This is a genomic window from Chitinophagales bacterium (assembly GCA_041392475.1).
Taxonomy (GTDB): Bacteria; Bacteroidota; Bacteroidia; order Chitinophagales; family UBA2359; genus JAUHXA01.
Genome location: JAWKLZ010000001.1, coordinates 575,341 through 595,997 on the forward strand (window position 1 = coordinate 575,341; position 20,657 = coordinate 595,997).

A 20,657-nucleotide genomic window follows, 5' to 3' on the forward strand; every position below is an offset into this window, starting at 1 on the left:
AATGTCCAATATCAAATGTAAGAATTGTGGCGAGGTAATTCCTGCCGAAAACATCAATATTCAAAAAGCACTCGCAAAATGTACGAATTGTAATGCCATTTTTAGTATTGAAGAGCAAGTGAAAATTCCCCGCCCTGCCATACCAATGCCCGAGAAATTCGAAATTCTAAAACTTCGCAGCAGCTTAGATATCAGCTATAAATGGTATTCACCTATATACATCTTCTTGGCTTTTTTCGCCTTGTTTTGGAACGGATTTATGGCTGTTTGGTACTACATTGCGCTTACAGAAGGTATATGGATGATGGCAATTTTTGGAGTAATCCATCTTTCAGTTGGAGTAGGTTTGATTTACACTGTGTTGGCAGGCTTTTTCAATACCACCCACATCAATGTAACTTCAGCTAGACTAAAAATTTTGCATGAACCACTTCCGTGGCGGGGCAGTTGTGAATTGGAGGTGAGCGAAATTGACCAATTGTTCTGCAAACTTCAAATCAATCGTGGAAAAAATGGTTCAACCAGTCAGGAATACCACTTGTATTTGATTGACGTGACAGGGAAACATACCAAGCTGTTAACCAACCTCCAAACACCTGAACAAGCCTTGTATTTGGAGCAAGAATTGGAGCAGTTTTTGGAAATTGAAGATAGAAAAGTACCAGGGGAATTGGAATTTTAATCTATCTCAATTCGCTGCAATTCATTCCGCCCATAAAAAACAGGAAAATACATTTGTTCCACTTTTGCAGGATTCACTGTATAATCTCCCGTATATCTTGCTTCCAAAGGTACTTCAAAACTATGCTTGCCTACTGGCAAGTTCTCACAAAAAATCGCCACTTTCTCCTTGAAATATTCTCGATGGACTTCATAAGGGTTAGAATTTTTACCCTTGTTTCCATAAGAACAACCTGCGGGAATCGGCACTTCAATCATTACATATTCTGCCGATTCTTTCACTTCAATATCCACCTTCAATGTTGCTTTCTCCGCAGCCTTCAATGATTGAAGAGACTCACTTTGAGCATTTTGCCAAGAAGTCTGAACTGCAAAAACATCAGATTTTGCTTTCGGTTTTGGATTCCAAAAGGATTGATTGGTGGTGAAATAAAGGGGCGTGCTGCCTGTTTTGTGAACAGTCAAAGATTTGTTTATCAATACTTTGGCTTCAAAAGGAAATTCGGTAATCGTTTGGTCAAAAGCACCCGATAAAACCAATTGGTTTTCCTCCAATTTTCCTCCACTTTCCTTCAATAAAGTCGGCAGAATCGCCTGCAAAATTTGGGCAGTTTCAAAGGTATTGCGCCAACAATTGCGCCCTCTTCGCTCCAAAAGGTAGCCAATGATTTTTTGACAATCTTCTGTTCGATTGGCTCTCTGGTAAATATTAAAGGCCAAAAGTGTGTTTTGAATCGCATTGTCATACCATCCATACCCGTTTTTACCCCAATAAAAATTCCCGAAAGTGCTTTCTTGTCGGAGGCTGTCCAACAATTGCAGGTCGTGGGGCAAGTCCCAAATCTGGCGAATTTTCAAGATTTGCAGTTGGTCGTAAAGTGTGGGTTCTGATAGATTTGACTCTATTGACTTCAAGTATTTTTCATAGTCGGCATTTTGCCCGATTTCACTCAAAAATGCTAAGGTGTTCAACAACTGTCGGTTGGAATTCATCTTCATCTTCATCAAAAGAGGAGGGTTTAAGTTCCTTGATGTAGATATTGAAGCAGATAGATTTTGGGGCAAACTGTTGGTAATGTGCTTCAATGCAGTATTTATTGCAGGAATAATATAGCCCATGTCTTTTGCCTTTTGCAGTGCTTTGGTCACATAGAGGCTCATCCACGGATTGGTTTTACCGTTTTGCCACCATCCCCAAGAACCGTTGTTGTTTTGTGCTTTTTCGAGTTTTTTGATGGTTTTGCGGATTTCTTGTTCGTGTCGAAAAGGCTCCTCCAATTGTGCTTTGATTTCTTTTTCGAGCAAAAACGCCATCAAACGACTGGCGTTTTGTTCATTACAGCCAAAGGGGTAGTTTTGAAGGTAATCCAAGTCTTTTTGCAGCAAATCGAAGATGCTGTTTTGGGCATAGAGATGGACTTCGCCCAAGTTTCCATTGAAGGAAAGCTGAAGGGGCGTATCGTTTTCCAAGACATAAAAATCACCTGTTGTTTCTTCTACGCCTTTTTTCAGAATAGGAATTTGCCGCTTTTCACCATCGCCATATCCATCTTGTGTGGTCAATAAATAAGTCATAATCAGGCTATCACGGTTTGAAGGGGCGGTAATGTTGGTTTTTTCTATGAGTGCTTCTTTGATGTTAGCAGAATTGCTTTGCAGCACTTCTTCGTTCATTTTAAATTGGGTTTCGATGTGTATGGAGTCTTCTGTATAGTTCAAGGATTTACCCAAAATAGCGGTTTCATCTCCTTCAATCAAAAAACGGGGAACGGAAAGTTGTCCCATGATTTTTTTGAAGGCATTGGTTTTTGTAGAAGCAAAACCTCCTTGCTCTTTGTCGTTCATTCCCAAAACGAAGGTGCGCCATTGCGTCGAATTGTCGGGAAAGGTGACGGTGAAATAGGCTTCTCCGTTTTGGTCGGTAAGCAGGTTGGGCTGCCAATAGGCGTAGTCTGAGAAGTTGGAGCGGAGTTGTACTTTTGAATCTGAGAGGGCTGAATTTGGTAATGAATCCAGCCCTCTAACTTTAATGCCATCTATGTAATATTCCGTTGCTGAATCACGTGCGCCTGTTATTGTAAGCACATCGTACTTATCATTACCTTGGTAAACTCCTGCTGCCATACCTGCAATTGAACTCACATTTAGTGTTGGCATACTTACTATCATTTTGGATGTAACAGTCTGATCTTCTCTCTTCAAGTTTCCTATGATTCCCATATAATCCCCTCTGCCTCGTTTGAATGTGCTATATCCTACAATCACAACTTCATCCAAAGAAAGCTTACTTTCTTCCAATTCAAGATTGAACTCTTGATGACCATAAGTCGTTACCATTGTATTCATTGTAGTTGTTTCATAACCAATATAAGACACTTCAAGGGTATAATCATCTGCAATCAAGTCTAAACGATAAAAACCATCTATGTCTGTCACAGTTCCTGTAGTTGTTCCTTTCACTACTACATTCACTCCAATCAAAGGCTCACCCGTTTCTTTATCCGTAATCTGTCCTTCAACACCCGAAACACCATTACTTTTGATATTGCCAAAGTATTTTTTTACTTTCTGTTCTGGAATTTTCTTTTTAGAAATAGGCTGAAACCGCTTTTGCGTCAATCCATTCAAGAACTGATAAGCACTATCTACCACAAAATTTGCAGTCGTATCTATTCGTTGAAAAGTAAGCGCATTGGCTTCGATTTTGAAGCTTTTTTGGAAGTAAGCACCACTGTTTTTGACCAACAACAATTGGTAATCATGAGGAGGAAGGTTGTTCCATTGTCGGGTATTGGGTTCATAAACGCCATAGGTGCTGTCGTTTGCCATCAAAACAATGGCGAACAAATCGTCTTTTAGGTTTTTTTGGGTAATGTATTCTAATTTGTAAAGCCCATTCTTTCTATTGGTTCGGTACGCTTTTGTGTCAAATGATATTTTTAGAAGCGTGTCTTGGGTTACGATATTTTTGGGGTGAAAAAGGACTTGTCCAATGGGTTTCTGGGGAAGCGAATAGGGTAAGGGAAAAGGCTTGTCAAAGTGTTTGTTTTCGTACAAACGCTCTCGTTGTGCTTCAATTTCGTATTCAAATCCTTCTTCAAACAAAAAGGTATTGTGGTAGTGATTTTTGCGAATAAGGGTCAAATTGTTGCGGGGGAAAAAGGGCCCGATTTGCCAAGTGCCGCTTCGTTTTGCTTCAATTGGGTGAATCGTATGGGCATCTTGAAGTACATAATAATCACCGAGTTTTTCATAGGGTGTTCGCAAAAAGAAGATTTGTTGCTTCAATAAATTGAGTTCTTGCTTGCTCAATTCTGGTTTTGCAGCTTGACGGTGAATGTGTCTGGCTTGTTCCGATTGAAGGTAGTGATTTTCGTCTATCGAAAAGGTCAGTTTATGCCCATTCTTCAACAACACGCTGTCAATGGTATAAGAAAAATCCCTGCCTCGAATTTCTATTTGGTTGTAGCCATTTTGCCCCACAAAACTATAGGGGGCATTGCTATTGACCTCATAATAATGCACCAATTGCCTGTTGCAAAAAATTAGGTAAATCGGTTGTTCTTTGCCATCTTTTACCAAATGTGGAGCAAATTGGGCGATGCTTCTGTAAAAAGTATCTTGTGGGCTAATTTCTTCAATGCTATCCATTTGCATGAAAACTCCTTTGTCGGGATAGCGCAGTTGGTAGTAGGTTTTTTGCTCCAATTGCAGTTTTTTGTACCACATTCGCTCCACGTTCTTTTTACCCTTTTCGCTATCCAGAAGATTCAATTCCAATACAGGAAAACCTTTGGGTTCTTTCGCTTTTTTCTGTCGTAAATAAGGGCCCGAAAAATTGTCAAAGGTTTCAAATTGACCATTGATAGCCCCTGCAAGCAAATTGACCTTTGAGGCTGCCTTTTTTTGGTGGTCTTTCACGCTGATTTTGACGGTGACTTTTTCGCTTGGCTGAATGTTTTTGGGCTGTTCGATGCGAATGTCCAAGCGGTTTTTGGGGAAATCAAATTGCCGCAATTGTTTGTTCGGTTCGTCCGCCCACAAATAACTGTATTCTATGAAATAATTTTCTTTACCACCTTTTATGTGCTGCCATACAAATCGTTCTTCTTCGGTTTCGCCTTGTTGAAGCAGTTTTTTCCCTTCGTAAATGGAATAGTAAACAGGTATTTGTCGAGGGTTTTGAAGGTAAATATAAATAGAGTCATTTTGTTGGTAATTGCCTGCTTCAATATTGGGCTGCAATTTCTCCATATCCAAAGAGGTGCTTTCATCACCATCTATGCTTAGTATCCAATAGGTAGAAACGCCACCATTAACCCGTTCACTGTAAGGAAGTTCTACTACACGTTGACCGTAAATTTCACTATCCATTCCCATGATGTCAAAACTTACTTTTTTGGGAACAGATGTTCCATTTTCGATACATTCTGCAATGACATACGCTCCTTCTAATCGCAATTGCAAACAACCTGCTTCAACATTTTTTTGTGTCACTTCAAAACTAAGTGATTGACCTTGCAGTTCTCCACTGCTGTCTGTAAACTCAGCATCCACCCATATTTTGGCATTGGCATTTGGGAGAGCAGATAAAGGGAAGTAAATCAAGGTCGTATCACTTGCATTGAGGACTTGTGAGTGTGTCCAAATCGTATCTTTCACCAAGACTTCATCCGCCTGAAAATTGTCAACCTTATCCGTATAATCGAGTACCCTTGTTCTTGCGGTCAATTTCACAAACGCATCAGGCACATACAAACCCGTTTTGTATGTGGCAGACAAATGTAGTTCAATCGAATCTTCGGCAGCGTATTTTTCCTTGTCGCTTTTGAAGCTGTATTCAATGGCATCCAATTCATAATCTTCGTAGTCAAAGGATTGAGACATCAACGAACTGTATTGGTTTGGCTTTGTGTTATACAAACCAATGCTATAGGTTTCGTCCAATTGAAGGGAATCGCCCAAGACCAACTCTACTTCATAATTTCCTTTTCTATTGGGTTCAACATCTTGTTTCCAAATCGCTTTTCGGTCATACTTTCCTTTTTGAAGCCTTGCCTCTAGGATTTGGGTCAAAGGTTTGCCTTTTCGGTTGGTGATAAATGCTTTCACTTTTACGGTGTCGAGCGGTTGGTATTTGGGTTGGTTGCAGGCGATATAACCTTGGTATTCCTTGCCATGATACTTTTTTTCAAAGAAGCTAAAGGTCTTTAGTTTCCTCCAAAAACGTTGGGCAAGCGTATAGGGAAACTTGACAATTTTGCCCACTTTGGTCTGAAAAAAGGGTTTTGAACGCCAATAGTTATCTTCTTTCTCCACTTCATACAAGACCGTTTCCTCCAAAGCTTTGATGACCAATAAGCCTCTTTTCTTGCATTTTTGGCATCGGTAGGTTTGTGTTGCGGCTTCAAAAGGCAGTCTTTTGTTGTTGTAGGTGACATCTGCATTTTGCAGTAAAATCCCCATTGAATCTACCACACGGAGCGCAAATCCTCGCTGAATGTTCAATATTTGTGCAGAAATGCTATTGAAGCTTCGAAGTTCAAAATCAAGATTTTCGGCGTTTACACTCACTTTTAGGTAATAGCCTTTGTGTTCGATGTTTTTGGGGTAAAATTCTTCTCTTGAAGCCATACCCGTCAAGCTGTGCAGCAAAGTGCTATCTTCAATTTCCTGCTTTCCCTTCAAAATTTGCTCGGCTTCTTCATCGGTGATTTTGTACCACGCAGCTATATCGCTTTGTTTGGAAGAGGTGTTAGGTTTATTTTGCGCCTTTAAATCGGCAAATGAACACAAGAATAAACCCAAGATGATGGTTTGAAAAAAAAGTATAAAATTGGTTTTCATCATTTTGCACTTGTATGGTGAATGTGTAGTATTGAACTTTGGAAGTCATACAAAAGTAGAAAGAAAAAAGAGGTCACTATCCCAACTAAAAAAAGCGAGGAGAATAAATAGCCCTTGACTTCCGAATCACCACATTTTTCCCTTTTGGATATTTCACCGAAAAAGCCACTACCCATTTTTTGCTTTCCCCAGCTTTTAGATTGTACTGCCACAACAATCTGCCACTCAATTCGTCTTGTTCCGCATTGCTGATTTCGATGGCATCTACTTGAATGTCTTTTTCTTGTGACACAGGGATTTGGTCTTGTACTTCAATTTGTATGGGTGTAGCACGGTTGTTTTTGAGGGCAATTTCGTAGAGGAAAGTTTCTTTGACATTGAAGCCCAAAAACTTTTTGCCACTTTCGTCTTGGCGTTTGGTGCGTGTGATGACCACTTTTTCATCCCTGCCCAAAGACAAATCCAAGGTGTCTTTGATGCCACTTGTCTGAATGAGAGATGTTCCCATGTACGTATCTTGGTAGTACACTTTTGCAGGCCCTTCAATGAGGTTCAAATCTGCCCAACCTGTTACCTGCGCCAACAAAAATACGCCTCTGTCCAATTTGGGTACACAGAAATGTTTGTAGTGAGCATCCAAATCGTATCGTGTTACGGCAACCTCATAAGGGCTTGCAGTAGAAGGGATATCGTATGGTTTTTCAATTACAAATTCGGTGCTGAGTTCGCTTACTTCAACTTGTTGAATATTTGAATCATTCCGTACTATTTCCATTTTTTCCTCATAAGTGATGGGATCTATTACAAAAACAGTATCTAAACCATAGCCATAAAGTTTGGCATCAACAATTCCTTCTCCGTACGATTTTTGTTGTTGGTGGTTGAGCGTCCAAACCTCCAATTCTGGTTTGGCAGCGGTTTGTGTGGGGTCGGCAGTAGAGAGTTTGAGTTGGATGTTTTTCCAGTCAATACCTGTGTTGTTATAGATTTGGGCTTGGTATTCGAGGGTGATGGGTTTGGTGATGTCGGTTGCCCGCAAATTATAGCTTGGACTCCAAAGCGCATCAGATACCAAATATTTTAATTCAAAATCAACGCTTTGTGCAGTATTTGCTTCAACAGTTGCCAAAACCTCTTTTTTGGGTGTGTTCCATTGCTGCAAAGGTTCTTGCAGGCGGTGTTTCAAATTGGACAAAAGGGTTCTACTTTCTTCTATCTCCTTTTGTGTTTTTTGCTGCAATTGGTGAATATCTTTGAGGCGAAGTCGGTAAAAGTCAGCCGCTAGTTTGAGTTCGGTGATGTCGACTCCCGTTTGAGTGCCGCCAATGTTTTTGTTTTGCAGCAGTAGTTCTTTTTCGAGTCTGTAGGCTTCCAAGTCGTTGTTGAGTAGGGTAATTTGGTCGTTTGCCCACTCTACCGAATCCTCCATTTCTTTGATAAAATCGGATTTATTTTCTAGTTTGCGGTCTTTGTTGCGAACAGTGACAGACAGGATGTTGACACCCTTTGCAGCAGTCAGGCGGATGCTATTTTTGTCCATTTTCGGAGATAGGTCGGTGAATATCAATTGATTTGTACCCAACGAAAGTTGTGTTTTTGTAGTTCGATGGACTTCTGCGGCATTGAGGTAAACGGTCGCTGCTGTAATCTGGCTTTGCAGAATTTTGGCTTTTGAATCAAGGGTTTGGGCTTGCAGATGGACAAATACGCACAACAATGCGATGGTGTAAAGAAGGTGTTTCATAAGAAAAAGATGGATTAACATGAAGAAATAAAAATTTCTATATTCAACGTTGAATGTAGAAATTTTAGCTTATAAATCCATTGATTTTTTGAAATGGTCAAATTGTATAGCCACTTCAAAAAAAAATCCACGCCAAAAATTCGCCAACATCTAACAGATTTGGCGACATTTGAGGACGAAACCAAAACACTGCAAAATGAAACAAACTGCAATCCTCCTCATCGGCTTTTTAGCTCTTTTCGCAAGTTGCAACAAGCAAACAAAAACGGAAACCGCTCAACACGAAATCCTCACAGAAAACCTTCAAGACTATTTGAAATATGTCAATCCTTTTATCGGTACAGGTGGGCATGGGCATACCTATCCTGGAGCGACTGCACCTTTCGGTATGGTGCAGGTGAGTCCAGATACCCGTTTGGAGGGTTGGGACGGCTGTTCGGCGTATCATTACAGCGATAGTTTGTTGTATGGATTCAGCCACACACATTTAAGCGGAACAGGGGTTTCGGATTATGGCGATATTTTGTTGATGCCAACGGTGGGAACGGTGACGCTCAACAATGGCGCAGATGGCAAATTGGGCTACCGTTCGGCTTTTAGCCACGATACCGAAACCGCCAAAGCAGGTTTTTACAGTGTGGATTTGACAAGTTACAACATCCATGCAAAACTAACGGCGAGCAAACGAGTTGCCTACCATCAATACACCTTCCCCAAATCAAAAGATGCCAATATCATCATCGACTTGTTGCACCGTGACAAAGTATTGGAGGCTTCATTGAAGGTCGTGAGCGATACCGAAATTGAAGGCTACCGCATTTCAGACGCTTGGGCGAAAGAACAACACGTTTATTTTGTAGCGCAATTTTCTAAACCCTTCAAGCAGTTTGGTTTGGCATTGGACGACCTTATCAAAATTGGTGCAAAAGAATTGAAGGGAACCAACGTCAAAGGTTATGTCAAATTTGATGCAGACACCAATGAAGTTATTATGGTGAAAGTGGCTATTTCGGCGGTAAGCATTGAAGGAGCGAGGAAAAATTTGGAGGAAGAAAGTCCGAAAGATTGGAATTTGGAGAAAATTGTGGAGGTGATGGAAGACAATGTCGGCAATTGGCAGCAGCAATTGAACAAAATACAGATTGAAGGAGGAACGGAAGACCAAAAAACCATTTTTTACACCGCCCTCTACCATACCATGCTTGCCCCAAATCTTTATACGGATACCAACGGCAAATACAGAGGAATGGACAATCAAATCCACACTGCCAAAGGTTTTGACCGCTACACCGTCTTTTCACTTTGGGACACCTATCGTGCTGCAAATCCGCTTTATACACTCATCGAACCCAAGCGTACCAACGATTTTATCCGAACTTTTTTGTCGCAATACCGTGAAGGCGGAATCATGCCGATTTGGGAATTGGCGAGCAATTACACAGGCTGTATGATTGGCTATCACGCCATTCCTGTCATTGCAGATGCTTACCGTAAAGGGATTCGGGACTACGATGTGGAATTGGCTTTTGAAGCGATGAAACACAGTGCCGAGCAGAATCATTTGGGCTTGGATGCCTACAAAACATTGGGTTACATACCCTCGGAATCTGAATCGGAGTCGGTTTCCAAAACCCTCGAATATGCTTACGATGATTGGTGCATTGCCCAAATGGCGAAAGATTTGGGCAAAACGGAGGACTACGAATATTTTTTGAAGCGTAGTCAATCCTACAAAAACATCTTTGACCCTTCGACCCAATTCATGCGGGCAAAACTCAATCATACGTGGTGGCAACCCTTTGACCCTGCTGAGGTAAACTTCAATTATACCGAAGCAAATGCTTGGCAATACAGCTATTATGTGCCGCAAGACATTGCAGGATTCATACAGTTGTTGGGCGGCAAATCGGTTTTGGAAGCTCGTTTAGACGCTTTGTTTGGGGCAGAATCTGCAACTTCGGGGCGAGAACAGGCGGACATCACAGGTTTGATTGGTCAATATGCACACGGCAATGAGCCGAGTCATCACATTGCATACCTCTACAACTATGTCGGAAAACCGTGGAAAACGCAGGAAAAGGTGCGGCAAATCATGGAGGAAATGTACCACAATGCGCCAGATGGTTTGTCGGGTAATGAAGACTGTGGCCAAATGTCGGCTTGGTACGTGCTGTCTGCAATGGGTTTCTATCCAGTGACTCCCGCCCAAAATGTGTATGCTATTGGTTCACCGCTTTTTGATAAGGTGATGCTCAATCTTGAGGACGGTAAACAGTTTGTCATTGAAGCGAAAAACAACAGCCGCCAAAACAAATACATTCAGCGGGCTACCTTCAATGACCAAATTTTTACGGCTTCTTTTTTGCGGCACGAAGACATCATGCGAGGGGGTGTTTTGGTTTTTGAAATGGGCGACCAACCCAATGAAAAATGGGGAAGCGGCAACCGTGATATTCCCTCCTCCGCCATCACCGAACACCTCATTGTGCCTGTGCCTTTTGTAGCGAAAGGCGACAGAACGTTTATGGAAACAACTACGGTGGAGTTGGGAACAGTTTTGGGCGACGATGCGATTTACTACACTTTGGACGGTAGCCAACCTTCAATGGAATCACCTGTTTATCAAACCTCTATCCAACTAACTGAAACAACTACTTTAACCGCCTTTGCAGCCAAAAAGAACGGCAAAAAGAGCCAAACGATTCAAGCCAAATTCTTCAAAATTCCCGAAAACCGTAAAATAGAATTGTTCACCGAATACGCTCCACAATATTCTGGTGGAGGCGATTTGGCTTTGATTGACTTCATCCGTGCGCCAGCCGATTTTAGGACAGGTTCTTGGCAGGGCTATGAAGGGGTGGACATGGAAGCGGTGATTGATTTGGGTAAATCGCAAGAGGTTCACCAACTGACACTTGGCTGTCTTCGTGACCAAAATTCGTGGATTTTCTTGCCTACTTCGGTTACTTTCTGGACTTCGGACAATGGTAAAGACTTTGAGGAGGTGAAAACCATCAAAACGGCTGCTATTCCTGTGGAAATGTTGGAGGGTTCGGAGGTGAAAGACTATGTGTGTGAGGTGAACAAATCGGCGAGGTATGTGAAGGTGGTAGCCAAAAATCGAGGTGATGTTCCGTATTGGCACAAGGGAGTTGGCGGAAAGTGTTGGGTATTTGTGGATGAGGTGGTGATTGAGTAGATTTGTCGCTCAACTGTACCGATTTCTGATTTCTTCGGCATCTGAGATTGGCAAGGTTGTTAACCATTGCCAAATCACTAATTTTCATTTTCACTTTTATTTTCATTTCCATGATAAGCATCCAACAAGCTACCCAAATAGTCCTCGACCATATCTGCAATATAGGCACAGAAACAGTGCCTTTGGTTCAATCCTTGGGGCGAGTGCTGCAAGAAGATTTGAAGGCAGATAGAGATTTTCCTCCCTTTCCACGCATCACGATGGATGGCATAGCGATTCAATACCAAACCTTTGCAGCAGGTAAGCGCACTTTTTCGATAGAGGATTTGCAGGCTGCGGGAATGGCTCAGAAAACGCTGCAAAATAGCGACAATTGTTTGGAGGTGATGACAGGGGCCATTTTACCCAAAAATACAGATACGGTCATTCGCTACGAAGATGTGGAAATTGTGAATGGCAAGGCGACCATACTGCTTGAAGAAATCAACGACAGTCAAAACGTACATCAGCAAGGGCTGGATCGGCAAAAAGGAGGGCTGATTGTTCCAAAAGGTCGAGTTATTTCTTCGGCAGAAATTGCAGTGGCTTCAACGATTGGCAAAACACATCTGGAGATAAGTCGTTTGCCAAAAGTGGTCATTGTTTCAACAGGGGATGAATTGGTCGATGTCGCAGAAACGCCTTTGCCGCATCAAATCCGAAAATCCAACGTTTATTCGCTTCAAACTACACTGCTGCAATGGGGCATTGCAGCCGAAACCCGACATTTGCCAGACGATAAGGCGCACATTCACCAAGAATTATCGGAGTATTTGCAAGATTTTGAAGTGATTATTTTGAGTGGCGGCGTATCAAAAGGGAAGTTGGATTTTGTGCCAGAGGTATTGGAGGAATTGCAGGTCGAAAAGTTGTTTCACCAAGTAGCACAGCGACCTGGGAAGCCTTTTTGGTTTGGAAAAACAGCAAACAGTCGTGTGCATATTTTTGCTTTGCCTGGCAATCCCGTTTCGACCTTTATGTGCGCCCACCGCTATTTTCAGCCGTGGCTTCGCAAAAGTTTGGGTTTGCCTCCTTTCCAAAAAGAGTTTGCCATCCTCCAATCTGATTTTCATTTTCGACCTGCCTTGACTTATTTTTTGCAGGTGAAATTGAAGAATGGTGAGGATGGCAAACTTTGGGCGATTCCCGTTGAAGGGCAAGGCTCTGGTGATTTGGCAAATCTGGTAGATGCAGACGGCTTTTTGGAATTGCCGAGTGATCGAAACGATTTTGCAGCAGGCGAGGTGTTTGGGCTAATGCGGTATAGGAATGGGAGTGAAAATTAAAATTAAAACTAAAATATGTTTTGGTTGCCAACCATCCAACCTATTCCCAAACCACCTCTTCTTTGTGTTCGTGCCAAGCCAGTAACAAATCTTTGTATCGTTGATTCAACTTGCTGCGTTTTACCTTCAAAGTAGGGGTTAACATTCCATTCTCCACGCTAAACGCATCTTGCACCACCACAATCGTCGACACTCTGCAGTAACTTTCCAAGCCTTTATTGACCTCTATCAATGTGTCGGCAAGGCTTCTTCTCAATTCTTGTCGAGATTTGGTCACTCCAATTTCAGAAGGAACGACCAACAACACAGGTTGTGGCAGACCCAAACCCAACAAACAAAGCTGTTCGATGTCGCTGTTGTTCTCAAAACCCCACTCGATAGGTGCAGGCACGATGAATTCACCTTTTGCAGTTTTGAAGGTATCTTTCACCCGACCCGTCAAATAGAGATAACCATCTTTGTCAATTCGCCCTTGATCGCCCGTATGCAACCAACCATTTTCAAGTGTTTCGGCAGTTTTGTCAGGAGATTTGTAGTAGCCTGTCATCACATAAGGCGCACGCATCAAAACCTCTTCAGTTTCAGGGTCAATTCGCACTTCTACCTTGTCTTGAGGTTTACCGACCGAACCAGGTTTGTTTTCATCAGTGGTCAAAAAAGTACAGGCAGCACAATTTTCGGTCATGCCATAACCCTCTGCAATGGGAACACCGATTTTAGCATACCAATCTTTGAGTGACTGTGGAATAGGAGCAGCACCTGAAACACAGACTCTTGCCTTAGACAAGCCCAAACCTGCCTTTAATTTTTTCTTGATAATTCCCGAAATAATTGGAATTTTTAGGAGCAAATCCAATTTCTTTTGTGGCATTTTGGCCAGAATGCTCAGGTGGAATTTCGTCCAAATTCTAGGTACTGCAAAGAAAGTAGTAGGGTAGGATTCTTGTAGGTTTTTAGCGAAAGTAGCCAAGGATTCAGAAAAAGAAATCTGACCTCCAAAAGCCAAGCAGCCGCCTTCAACAATGGCACGTTCTGCAATGTGATTCAAGGGCAGGTAAGAGAAAAAATCATTGTCGCCATTGAAGTCCAACTTCAATACATTGCGAACCTTAGCTGCCTCCATCAATTCAGAAGGTGCACGGTAAGGAAGCATCACTCCTTTGGGTGTACCCGTAGTGCCAGAGGTAAAAATAATGGTCCAAAGGTCGTCGAGTTTTGCAGAAGGCTCTCCTTCAATGGGTTCAAAACGATTCATGAACTCGTTCCAATCTTCACCTACTTCTACCTTAGAACCTCCTTTGTAGTGCGGAAATCGAATCATCGGCATATCAGCAGGAACACCCGTTTTCATGTCATCCCAAACATCCAATTTGCCTACAAACAAAGCCGCTACATCTCCCAATTTCAATACTTCTGCAATCTGTTCTCCTGATAAAGTTGGGAAAAAAGGCACAGAAATGTAGTCCGCCATCATAATCGCCAAATCTGCAATGATCCATTCTCTGCAATTTTTGGAAACCAAACCGATGTGACTTTTTGGAGGCAAGCCCAAAGATTTTAAGCCCGTTGCCAGTTTTCGAGCCATTTGCCCTACTTCTCCGTAGGTATAAACTTCCCATTTATCGCCAAAAGGCTGACGGAGAAAAGGTTTGTTAGGAACGTTTTTTTCCTTGTCATAGAAGGATTCAATCAATGTTTTAAGTGCTGCTGCCATTTTGTTTGTGTTTAATTTATAATTGGTTGATTGTTTACTTTTCAATTCATTGCTGTAGAAGCCTCTTTTTACAGAATTCCTCTCAATTGATAAAACAAAACTCGATGTTTTATTTTATCAAGGCTCAATAATAACCTTCCCTTTCACCTCTCGGTTCATCATTTCCTCCAATGCTTTAGGCGCATCCTCCAAAGAATAAGTTGCGTGAATGTGTGGCTTCAATTGTCCTTTGGCGTACATTTGAATCAATTCCATTGTGTTAGCCATGTTTCGCTGAGGGTCACGCATCGCAAAACTACCCCAAAAAACGCCCACAATTTGACAACCCTTCAAAAGGGGTAAATTCATCGGGATTTTGGCAATACCCGCAGGAAAACCGACAATCAAAAAACGCCCTTCCCAAGCTGTAGCCCGCAAAGCTGCTTCGGTATAAGCTCCTCCAACAGGGTCATACACTACATCTGCTCCCTTGCCGCCCGTCAGTTCCTTCACCCTTTCCTTCAAATCTTCGGCCGTATAATTGATAAGTTCGTCCGCCCCTTTTTCCTTACAAATCGCCAATTTTTCTGCCGTTGAAGCCGCTGCAATCACTTTTGCACCCATGATTTTGCCCAGTTCAACAGCCGCCAAACCCACACCACCAGAAGCACCTAAAACCAAAAGAGTTTCGCCTTCCTTCAATTTGGCTCGGTCTTTCAGGGCGTGATACGAAGTACCATAAGCCATCATAAAAGAAGCCGCAATTTTGTAATCCATCATCGGAGGCTTTGGAAAACAACTGTTTGAAGGAACAAGCACCTCTTCTGCAAAACCGCCATGCGATACCAGTCCAAATACTTCATCGCCTACTTTGAGGTGTTTCACACCTTCGCCCACCGCCCTCACGATGCCTGCAATATCACTCCCAGGAGAAAAAGGCAATTCGGGTTTGAATTGATACAAACCTTGGATAATCAAGGTGTCAGGAAAGTTGATGCTACAAGCCTTGATTTGTACCAAAACTTCTTTTTTGCCAGGTTTTGGAGAGGGAATGTCCTCTAAGACCAATTTGGAAGGTGGTCCGAGTTCTTTGCAGAGAATTGCTTTCATATATTGTTGAATTGTTTGTTAATTGCAGATTGCACTGATGGTACAGATAGTCTTGACCCCATAAAAACCCATTATTTATAAGTGCCGAAGCTACGCTCCTAAGTTACTATCACTACAGTATTTTCCTACAAATAGTGTTAGGGCTATGCCCTTGTAAATGTTAGTATAACCTCAGAAATAGCGTATTTAATAAAAATTATATTTATTTGTAATTAAATGCTTATATCTTTCTATTTGTGTCCAATTATTATCACCTGCAAAATCTCTAAAATCTGTGATTAATTTTTAAAAGTTGGTTTACGTTTTTGCATATTCGCCATGCCTGCCTCCATCAAATCATCGGAGTAAATCATGGCAGCATTCCAAAGAACTTGATGGTTCAATGCTTCTTCAACGGTATGGTCACGGGTATAGAGTAACATTTGCTTTGTGCCACGAATACAAAGTGGTGATTTTGAGGCAATCGTAGTAGCAATATCCATAACATGTTGCATCATCTGTTCTTTGTCTTCAAACACTTGTCCGACCAAACCCATTTCTTTGGCTTCTGCTGCGTCAAATTGCCGCCCAGTATAAGCCAATTCTGCTGCAATGCTCGGATTGATGATTTTGGGAAGTCGCTGCAATGTTCCCAAATCTGCGACCAAAGCCCAGTCTATTTCTTTGATAGAAAAGTAGGAATCGGTCGTTGCATAGCGCATATCACAAGCCGTAATGATGTCAATCGCCCCCCCCACACAGGCTTTGTGAATGGCTGCAATGACAGGTTTGCGGCATTTCTCAATAGCGGTGACATTTCGCTGCAATTTGCCTGTTCCGATTAAAAAAGCTTCTCGCCGCCTTCCTTCACATTTGATACCTTTGTGTTGTACATTGTCCATCAACATACTCGTATCAATTCCTGCACAAAAATGTTTGCCTTCCCCCGTCAAAACGACTACCCGCACTTCTGGATTTGCATCCATGTCTTCAAATACTTGTTGCAGTTCTTCCCAGCCTTTTTGGTTCAAACAATTTGCTTTGTTAGGACGATTGAAGGAAACAACTGCAATGTGGTTTTCGATTGATACCTTATATGTTTCGTAAGTCATGTTTTGAAGTAAAATTTATTAGAAGTTGTAGGCAAAGATAATTTTTTAATTCTAAAATTGATAGGCTGTTTTTTAGCAGTTTTGGTGAAATGGACTTGGAGTGAGATGGAATATCTTTGGGACTTCAAAATCAAATAATACAAACTTCAATAACATGCAAAATAACAATGAACTGCTCAAAAACTTAGCCCATCAAGAAGCCAAACGTTTGTTGGTAGAAGATTCTGCTATACAATCCATTTCTATTGTGGGTTCGGTCGCTTATGAGTTGACCGACCAATATTCTGATATTGACTTACTTATCCTCTACAACGATATTTCTGATGAACAATACGAATTGTGGAGAAAGGACGCAGAGTATTTGAATCCTGTGTATGTCATTGGCGGCAAAGAACACGATTTTATGACGGTTGGGCGATATGTGGAAGGCATCAAAATTGACTTTGGCCGCATCAAAGCAGACAAATTTCAGCAGTCGGTAGATGCAGTGATTAAGAACAATGACATTGAGTTGAGTCATCAAGCTGTTTTGTTTGGCATCAACAATTCGGAAGTTTTCTACGATAAAGGTATTGTAGCAGATTGGCGAAAGCAGATTGAAGTCTATCCAGAAGCTTTGATTTTTAAAACTTTACAAACATCACTTACTTTTACTCCAAAATCGGTCTATGAAGGTATGGGTGTGTATCGAAATGACAGCCTGTTCATTTACGAATGTTTGGTAGAGGATTTGAAGAAAATGTTACAAACGATTTTTTGCCTCAATCGGGTGTATCATCCTGGAAAAGCAAAAGGTTTGAATTGGATCATTGAGCAGCAACTGCCTATTCAACCCACTGATTTTCTGCAAAGAATGCAAAGTTTGTTGAACAGCAAAGAAGCAGAGGGCGTTGCAGAAATGCTGCGACTCATTGCGGAAGTGTATGAGTTGGTAGGGCGTGAAAGACCTGATTTTGATTTGACTGCTTTTTGGAAGCGTTTTGAAGTGAAATTGCGAGAGTGAAAAATCTAATCTACCCAATCTGCAATGAATACATTGGTATCTCTTGTGCCGCCATTGTTTCGGTTGGAAGCAAAAACGATTTTTTTACCATCGTAGGAAAACATGGGGAAAGAATCAAAAGTTGTGTCGAAGGTGATTTGCTCCAATCCTGTGCCATCCAAATTAATCATAAACAAATTGAAGGGAAAGCCCCGCTCTGAGGTGTGGTTGGAAGCAAAAATAACTTTTTCGCCAGATGGGTGCATATAGGGCGCCCAGTTGGCATTGCCTAGTTCGGTGATTTGCTTCAATTCAGACCCGTCGACATTGCAGACGAACAATTCCATATTGGTCGGTGCTACAAGGTTTTGGGATAAGAAATCTTTGTATTTTTTGATGTCTTCGGGAGTTTTGGGGCGAGAAGCTCGGAATATGAGTTTTTTGCTGTCAGGCGAGAAAAACGCACCACCATCGTAGCCCAATTCATTCGTTACCTGTTTCACATTTCTACCATAAATGTCCATGGTGTAGAGGTCAATATCTCCGTTTCGGGTGGAGGTGAAAACAATCATTTTGCCATCTGGTGAAACAGTTGCTTCTGCGTCATAAGACCCATTCTCGGTCATTTTTGTAATAATATCACCGTTCAAGTCGGCTTTATAGATTTCAAAAGTTGGATAAATGGGCCAAACGTAGGCCTTGGTATCGGTTTCGGGCGGTGCAGGGCAATCTTCACCTGCTTGATGGGTCGAGGCATAAATAATGGTAGAATCGCCCGGCAAAAAATACGAACAAGTTGTTCTACCTTTGCCTGTGCTGACTAACTTCATGTCGAAAGTTTCGCTGTCTGTTTGTGGAATAGTGGCATAAAAAATCTGGTCACATTCAACGCCTTTTTCTTTGTCGGTTACTTGAAGCACTAATTTGGAGTCGTCGAAACTGAAATAGGCTTCAGCATTGTCGCCACCAAAAGTGAGTTGGCGCATGTTTCGGAAGTGTTTTTCTTGTGGGTAAATCAAATCAGGATTTATCCTCGAAGATTTTTCTACGGCAGCTTTTTTTGTAGTATCAACCGCAGAATGAGTATCTTTCTCCTCATTTGTATCGTTGGAAGTACTGGTACATTGAAGGAAAAAAAGGGGAAGCATTAAAAATGCTATCAAAAATTTGGAACGGTGAATTTGCATTTTGTGTTATTTTTGCTGCAAACCTAAGGAATAAATGAAAATTAAAGGAAAAATATCCATTTGAAGTTTTTTATAAAAAAGATACAAAATATGATTAGCAGTTATTGGCAATATTTTATGACGTGTTTTATGTCGATTTGTTTGATTTTTTCGGCATGTAATCAACAGGATACAGATACTTCGGTAAAACAGACAGAAGAAGTTCCTGATGAAGCGGACAAAATAGAAGGTGAAAAAATGCCCTCTGCCCAATCTGCAATGGAACAAAACCTCAAAATTCGCTTGTTGTCAGACCGCATTATCAAGGATTCACTCAATTCAGAACTTTATTTTACTAGAGGAAATGCGTATTTGGAGGAAGGTCGAGCAGAATATGCTGTTGGGGATTTCATCAAAGCCATCAAATTGGATTCTACACAAAGCAGTTATTATTTGGCTGCTGCCGAAATTTACTTCAAATCGCAACAATTGCCGCCTGCTATTCGGATAATGGAACGAGCGATTCGCAACATTCCAAAGGAATCGCTGCAATTGCATTTAGAGTTGGGAAAGTATTATTTTTATGTGGGTAAAAACAAAGAAGCGACCAAAGAAATTGATGGGGTATTGGCGCAAGATGCCAATATTGCAGAGGCTTACTTTTGGAAAGGAATGATTGCGAGGGATGAGAAAAAAACGAAAGATGCGATTACCAACCTCAAAAAATCACTGCAATTGGAGCCAGATGCCTACAATCCCAATATGATTTTGGCTCAGGTATTGGCTGAACAAGGAAGTGCAGAATGTGTGAAGTATTACGATAAGGCATCTGAAATTGACCCACTTTCTATTGAAGCAGTTTATGCCAAAGCCATCTTTTTGCAGGAAAATAAACAGGAAGACGAAGCATTAAAGGCTTATACCAAGATAATTTCCATCAGTCCACAATTTCAAGATGCTCATTACAATACGGGTTATATCTACTTTCAAAAAGGGGATTTTGAACGAGCCAAAAAGAGTTTTCTCGCTGCAATTCGGGTTTCTCCTGCTTTTGCGAAGGCCTATTATATGCGTGGTTACTGCGATGAAAAATTGGGTAACAAAGCGGCTGCAAAAGCGGATTATGAGTTAGCATTGAAGTTTGAACCTGAATTGAAGTTGGCGGAGGAGGGTTTGGAGCGAGTGAAGTGATAGTTATTTTATTTGGTATTTATTTTAATCAGGTTTTCTTCCCACTCACAGGGGATTTCTGCCAAATCAAAGACTTTGATTTCGCGGAGGTTATTCATACTGGTATCTTTGCTTAGATTACAATCAAGATATTGCTCATTTATTTTATACATAGCACCAGTTGCTGGGTCTACAATCAACATACCGATAACCCCACCTATAAATATATTCATAAAATACCAGCCATCTAAGGTAGCAATGATTGGATAGGTTTTGGGTTCGAAGCCATCTTCACTAAATGTTATCTCATATATAGCTTTTTTAAAAAAACTTACTCCTGAATTCAACTGTACTGTTGCGGGAGTATTACCTGTGAAGATTTCTCCTTTTTGATTGGTTATAATTACTTTTGCCCCTGTAGGTGTACTGGTTAGTTTGAGAGGATAAAAGCTTTTACTTAAAATTGAAGCACAGCCTGTGCAGAAATAGGATATTAAAACTAGAAATAAAAGTTTTCTAAACATGATATGTATTTTTTTTTTGGTGAGGTAATTTTCTCTAAAGATAAAAAGTATTCTGAAAAAAAAACCAGTTTGAAGAGTGTATATTTTTTGTAAAAAATAGCTACTTGAATGTAGGCTACTAATTT

12 protein-coding genes are annotated in these 20,657 nt (G+C 41.3%); 5 read left to right on the forward strand and 7 right to left on the reverse strand.

Going from position 1 to position 20,657, the window contains the following annotated elements; all coding sequences use genetic code 11:
* The first annotated feature begins 1 nt into the window (after position 1).
* The gene (locus R3E32_02075) at positions 2-682 is read left to right on the forward strand and encodes a hypothetical protein (protein ID MEZ4883496.1); all 681 of its coding nucleotides are present in this window, start codon (positions 2-4) and stop codon (positions 680-682) included.
* Here the strand turns inward: R3E32_02075 and R3E32_02080 are convergent.
* The gene (locus R3E32_02080; GenBank protein MEZ4883497.1) at positions 679-6,528 is read right to left on the reverse strand and encodes a carboxypeptidase-like regulatory domain-containing protein; all 5,850 of its coding nucleotides are present in this window, start codon (positions 6,526-6,528) and stop codon (positions 679-681) included. The genes R3E32_02075 and R3E32_02080 overlap by 4 nt on opposite strands.
* 85 nt (positions 6,529-6,613) lie before the next feature.
* Positions 6,614-8,272: a DUF4139 domain-containing protein gene (locus tag R3E32_02085; GenBank protein ID MEZ4883498.1), complete on the reverse strand. Its 1,659-nt coding sequence runs from the start codon at positions 8,270-8,272 to the stop codon at positions 6,614-6,616.
* A gap of 196 nt (positions 8,273-8,468) precedes the next feature.
* On the opposite strand from R3E32_02085, the gene R3E32_02090 reads away from it, so the two are divergent.
* Both R3E32_02090 and R3E32_02095 read left to right on the forward strand, forming a co-directional pair.
* Positions 8,469-11,471, forward strand: coding sequence for a GH92 family glycosyl hydrolase (locus R3E32_02090; GenBank protein MEZ4883499.1), 3,003 nt, complete (start codon positions 8,469-8,471; stop codon positions 11,469-11,471).
* Between the two features lie 110 nt (positions 11,472-11,581).
* Positions 11,582-12,796: a molybdopterin molybdotransferase MoeA gene (locus R3E32_02095; protein MEZ4883500.1), complete on the forward strand. Its 1,215-nt coding sequence runs from the start codon at positions 11,582-11,584 to the stop codon at positions 12,794-12,796.
* 40 nt (positions 12,797-12,836) lie between these two features.
* Here R3E32_02095 and R3E32_02100 read toward each other — a convergent pair whose 3' ends face one another.
* From R3E32_02100 to R3E32_02110, 3 genes are all read right to left on the reverse strand, one after another.
* Positions 12,837-14,510, reverse strand: a complete 1,674-nt coding sequence (locus R3E32_02100) for an AMP-binding protein (protein ID MEZ4883501.1) — start codon at positions 14,508-14,510, stop codon at positions 12,837-12,839.
* Between the two features lie 117 nt (positions 14,511-14,627).
* Positions 14,628-15,599, reverse strand: coding sequence for an NADPH:quinone oxidoreductase family protein (locus tag R3E32_02105; GenBank protein ID MEZ4883502.1), 972 nt, complete (start codon positions 15,597-15,599; stop codon positions 14,628-14,630).
* 278 nt (positions 15,600-15,877) lie between these two features.
* Positions 15,878-16,690, reverse strand: a complete 813-nt coding sequence (locus tag R3E32_02110; protein MEZ4883503.1) for a crotonase/enoyl-CoA hydratase family protein — start codon at positions 16,688-16,690, stop codon at positions 15,878-15,880.
* Positions 16,691-16,844: 154 nt separating this feature from the next.
* Between R3E32_02110 and R3E32_02115 the strand changes: the two genes are divergently transcribed.
* Positions 16,845-17,693 (forward strand): DUF4037 domain-containing protein, encoded by an 849-nt coding sequence (locus R3E32_02115; GenBank protein MEZ4883504.1) that lies wholly within the window; start codon positions 16,845-16,847, stop codon positions 17,691-17,693.
* 5 nt (positions 17,694-17,698) lie between these two features.
* On the opposite strand, the gene R3E32_02120 is transcribed toward R3E32_02115, so the two are convergent.
* Positions 17,699-18,859, reverse strand: coding sequence for a hypothetical protein (locus R3E32_02120; GenBank protein ID MEZ4883505.1), 1,161 nt, complete (start codon positions 18,857-18,859; stop codon positions 17,699-17,701).
* 90 nt (positions 18,860-18,949) lie between these two features.
* Between R3E32_02120 and R3E32_02125 the strand changes: the two genes are divergently transcribed.
* Positions 18,950-20,029, forward strand: a complete 1,080-nt coding sequence (locus R3E32_02125; protein MEZ4883506.1) for a tetratricopeptide repeat protein — start codon at positions 18,950-18,952, stop codon at positions 20,027-20,029.
* Positions 20,030-20,037: 8 nt separating this feature from the next.
* Here the strand turns inward: R3E32_02125 and R3E32_02130 are convergent, their stop codons facing one another.
* Positions 20,038-20,532: a hypothetical protein gene (locus R3E32_02130; GenBank protein MEZ4883507.1), complete on the reverse strand. Its 495-nt coding sequence runs from the start codon at positions 20,530-20,532 to the stop codon at positions 20,038-20,040.
* Positions 20,533-20,657 lie beyond the last annotated feature (125 nt).

Coding starts and splice junctions, on each gene's coding strand:
- R3E32_02075 (MEZ4883496.1), top strand. CDS start 2: ATGTCCAATATCAAATGTAAGAATTGTGGCGAGGTAATTCCTGCCGAA.
- R3E32_02080 (MEZ4883497.1), bottom strand. CDS start 6,528: ATGAAAACCAATTTTATACTTTTTTTTCAAACCATCATCTTGGGTTTA.
- R3E32_02085 (MEZ4883498.1), bottom strand. CDS start 8,272: ATGAAACACCTTCTTTACACCATCGCATTGTTGTGCGTATTTGTCCAT.
- R3E32_02090 (MEZ4883499.1), top strand. CDS start 8,469: ATGAAACAAACTGCAATCCTCCTCATCGGCTTTTTAGCTCTTTTCGCA.
- R3E32_02095 (MEZ4883500.1), top strand. CDS start 11,582: ATGATAAGCATCCAACAAGCTACCCAAATAGTCCTCGACCATATCTGC.
- R3E32_02100 (MEZ4883501.1), bottom strand. CDS start 14,510: ATGGCAGCAGCACTTAAAACATTGATTGAATCCTTCTATGACAAGGAA.
- R3E32_02105 (MEZ4883502.1), bottom strand. CDS start 15,599: ATGAAAGCAATTCTCTGCAAAGAACTCGGACCACCTTCCAAATTGGTC.
- R3E32_02110 (MEZ4883503.1), bottom strand. CDS start 16,690: ATGACTTACGAAACATATAAGGTATCAATCGAAAACCACATTGCAGTT.
- R3E32_02115 (MEZ4883504.1), top strand. CDS start 16,845: ATGCAAAATAACAATGAACTGCTCAAAAACTTAGCCCATCAAGAAGCC.
- R3E32_02120 (MEZ4883505.1), bottom strand. CDS start 18,859: ATGCAAATTCACCGTTCCAAATTTTTGATAGCATTTTTAATGCTTCCC.
- R3E32_02125 (MEZ4883506.1), top strand. CDS start 18,950: ATGATTAGCAGTTATTGGCAATATTTTATGACGTGTTTTATGTCGATT.
- R3E32_02130 (MEZ4883507.1), bottom strand. CDS start 20,532: ATGTTTAGAAAACTTTTATTTCTAGTTTTAATATCCTATTTCTGCACA.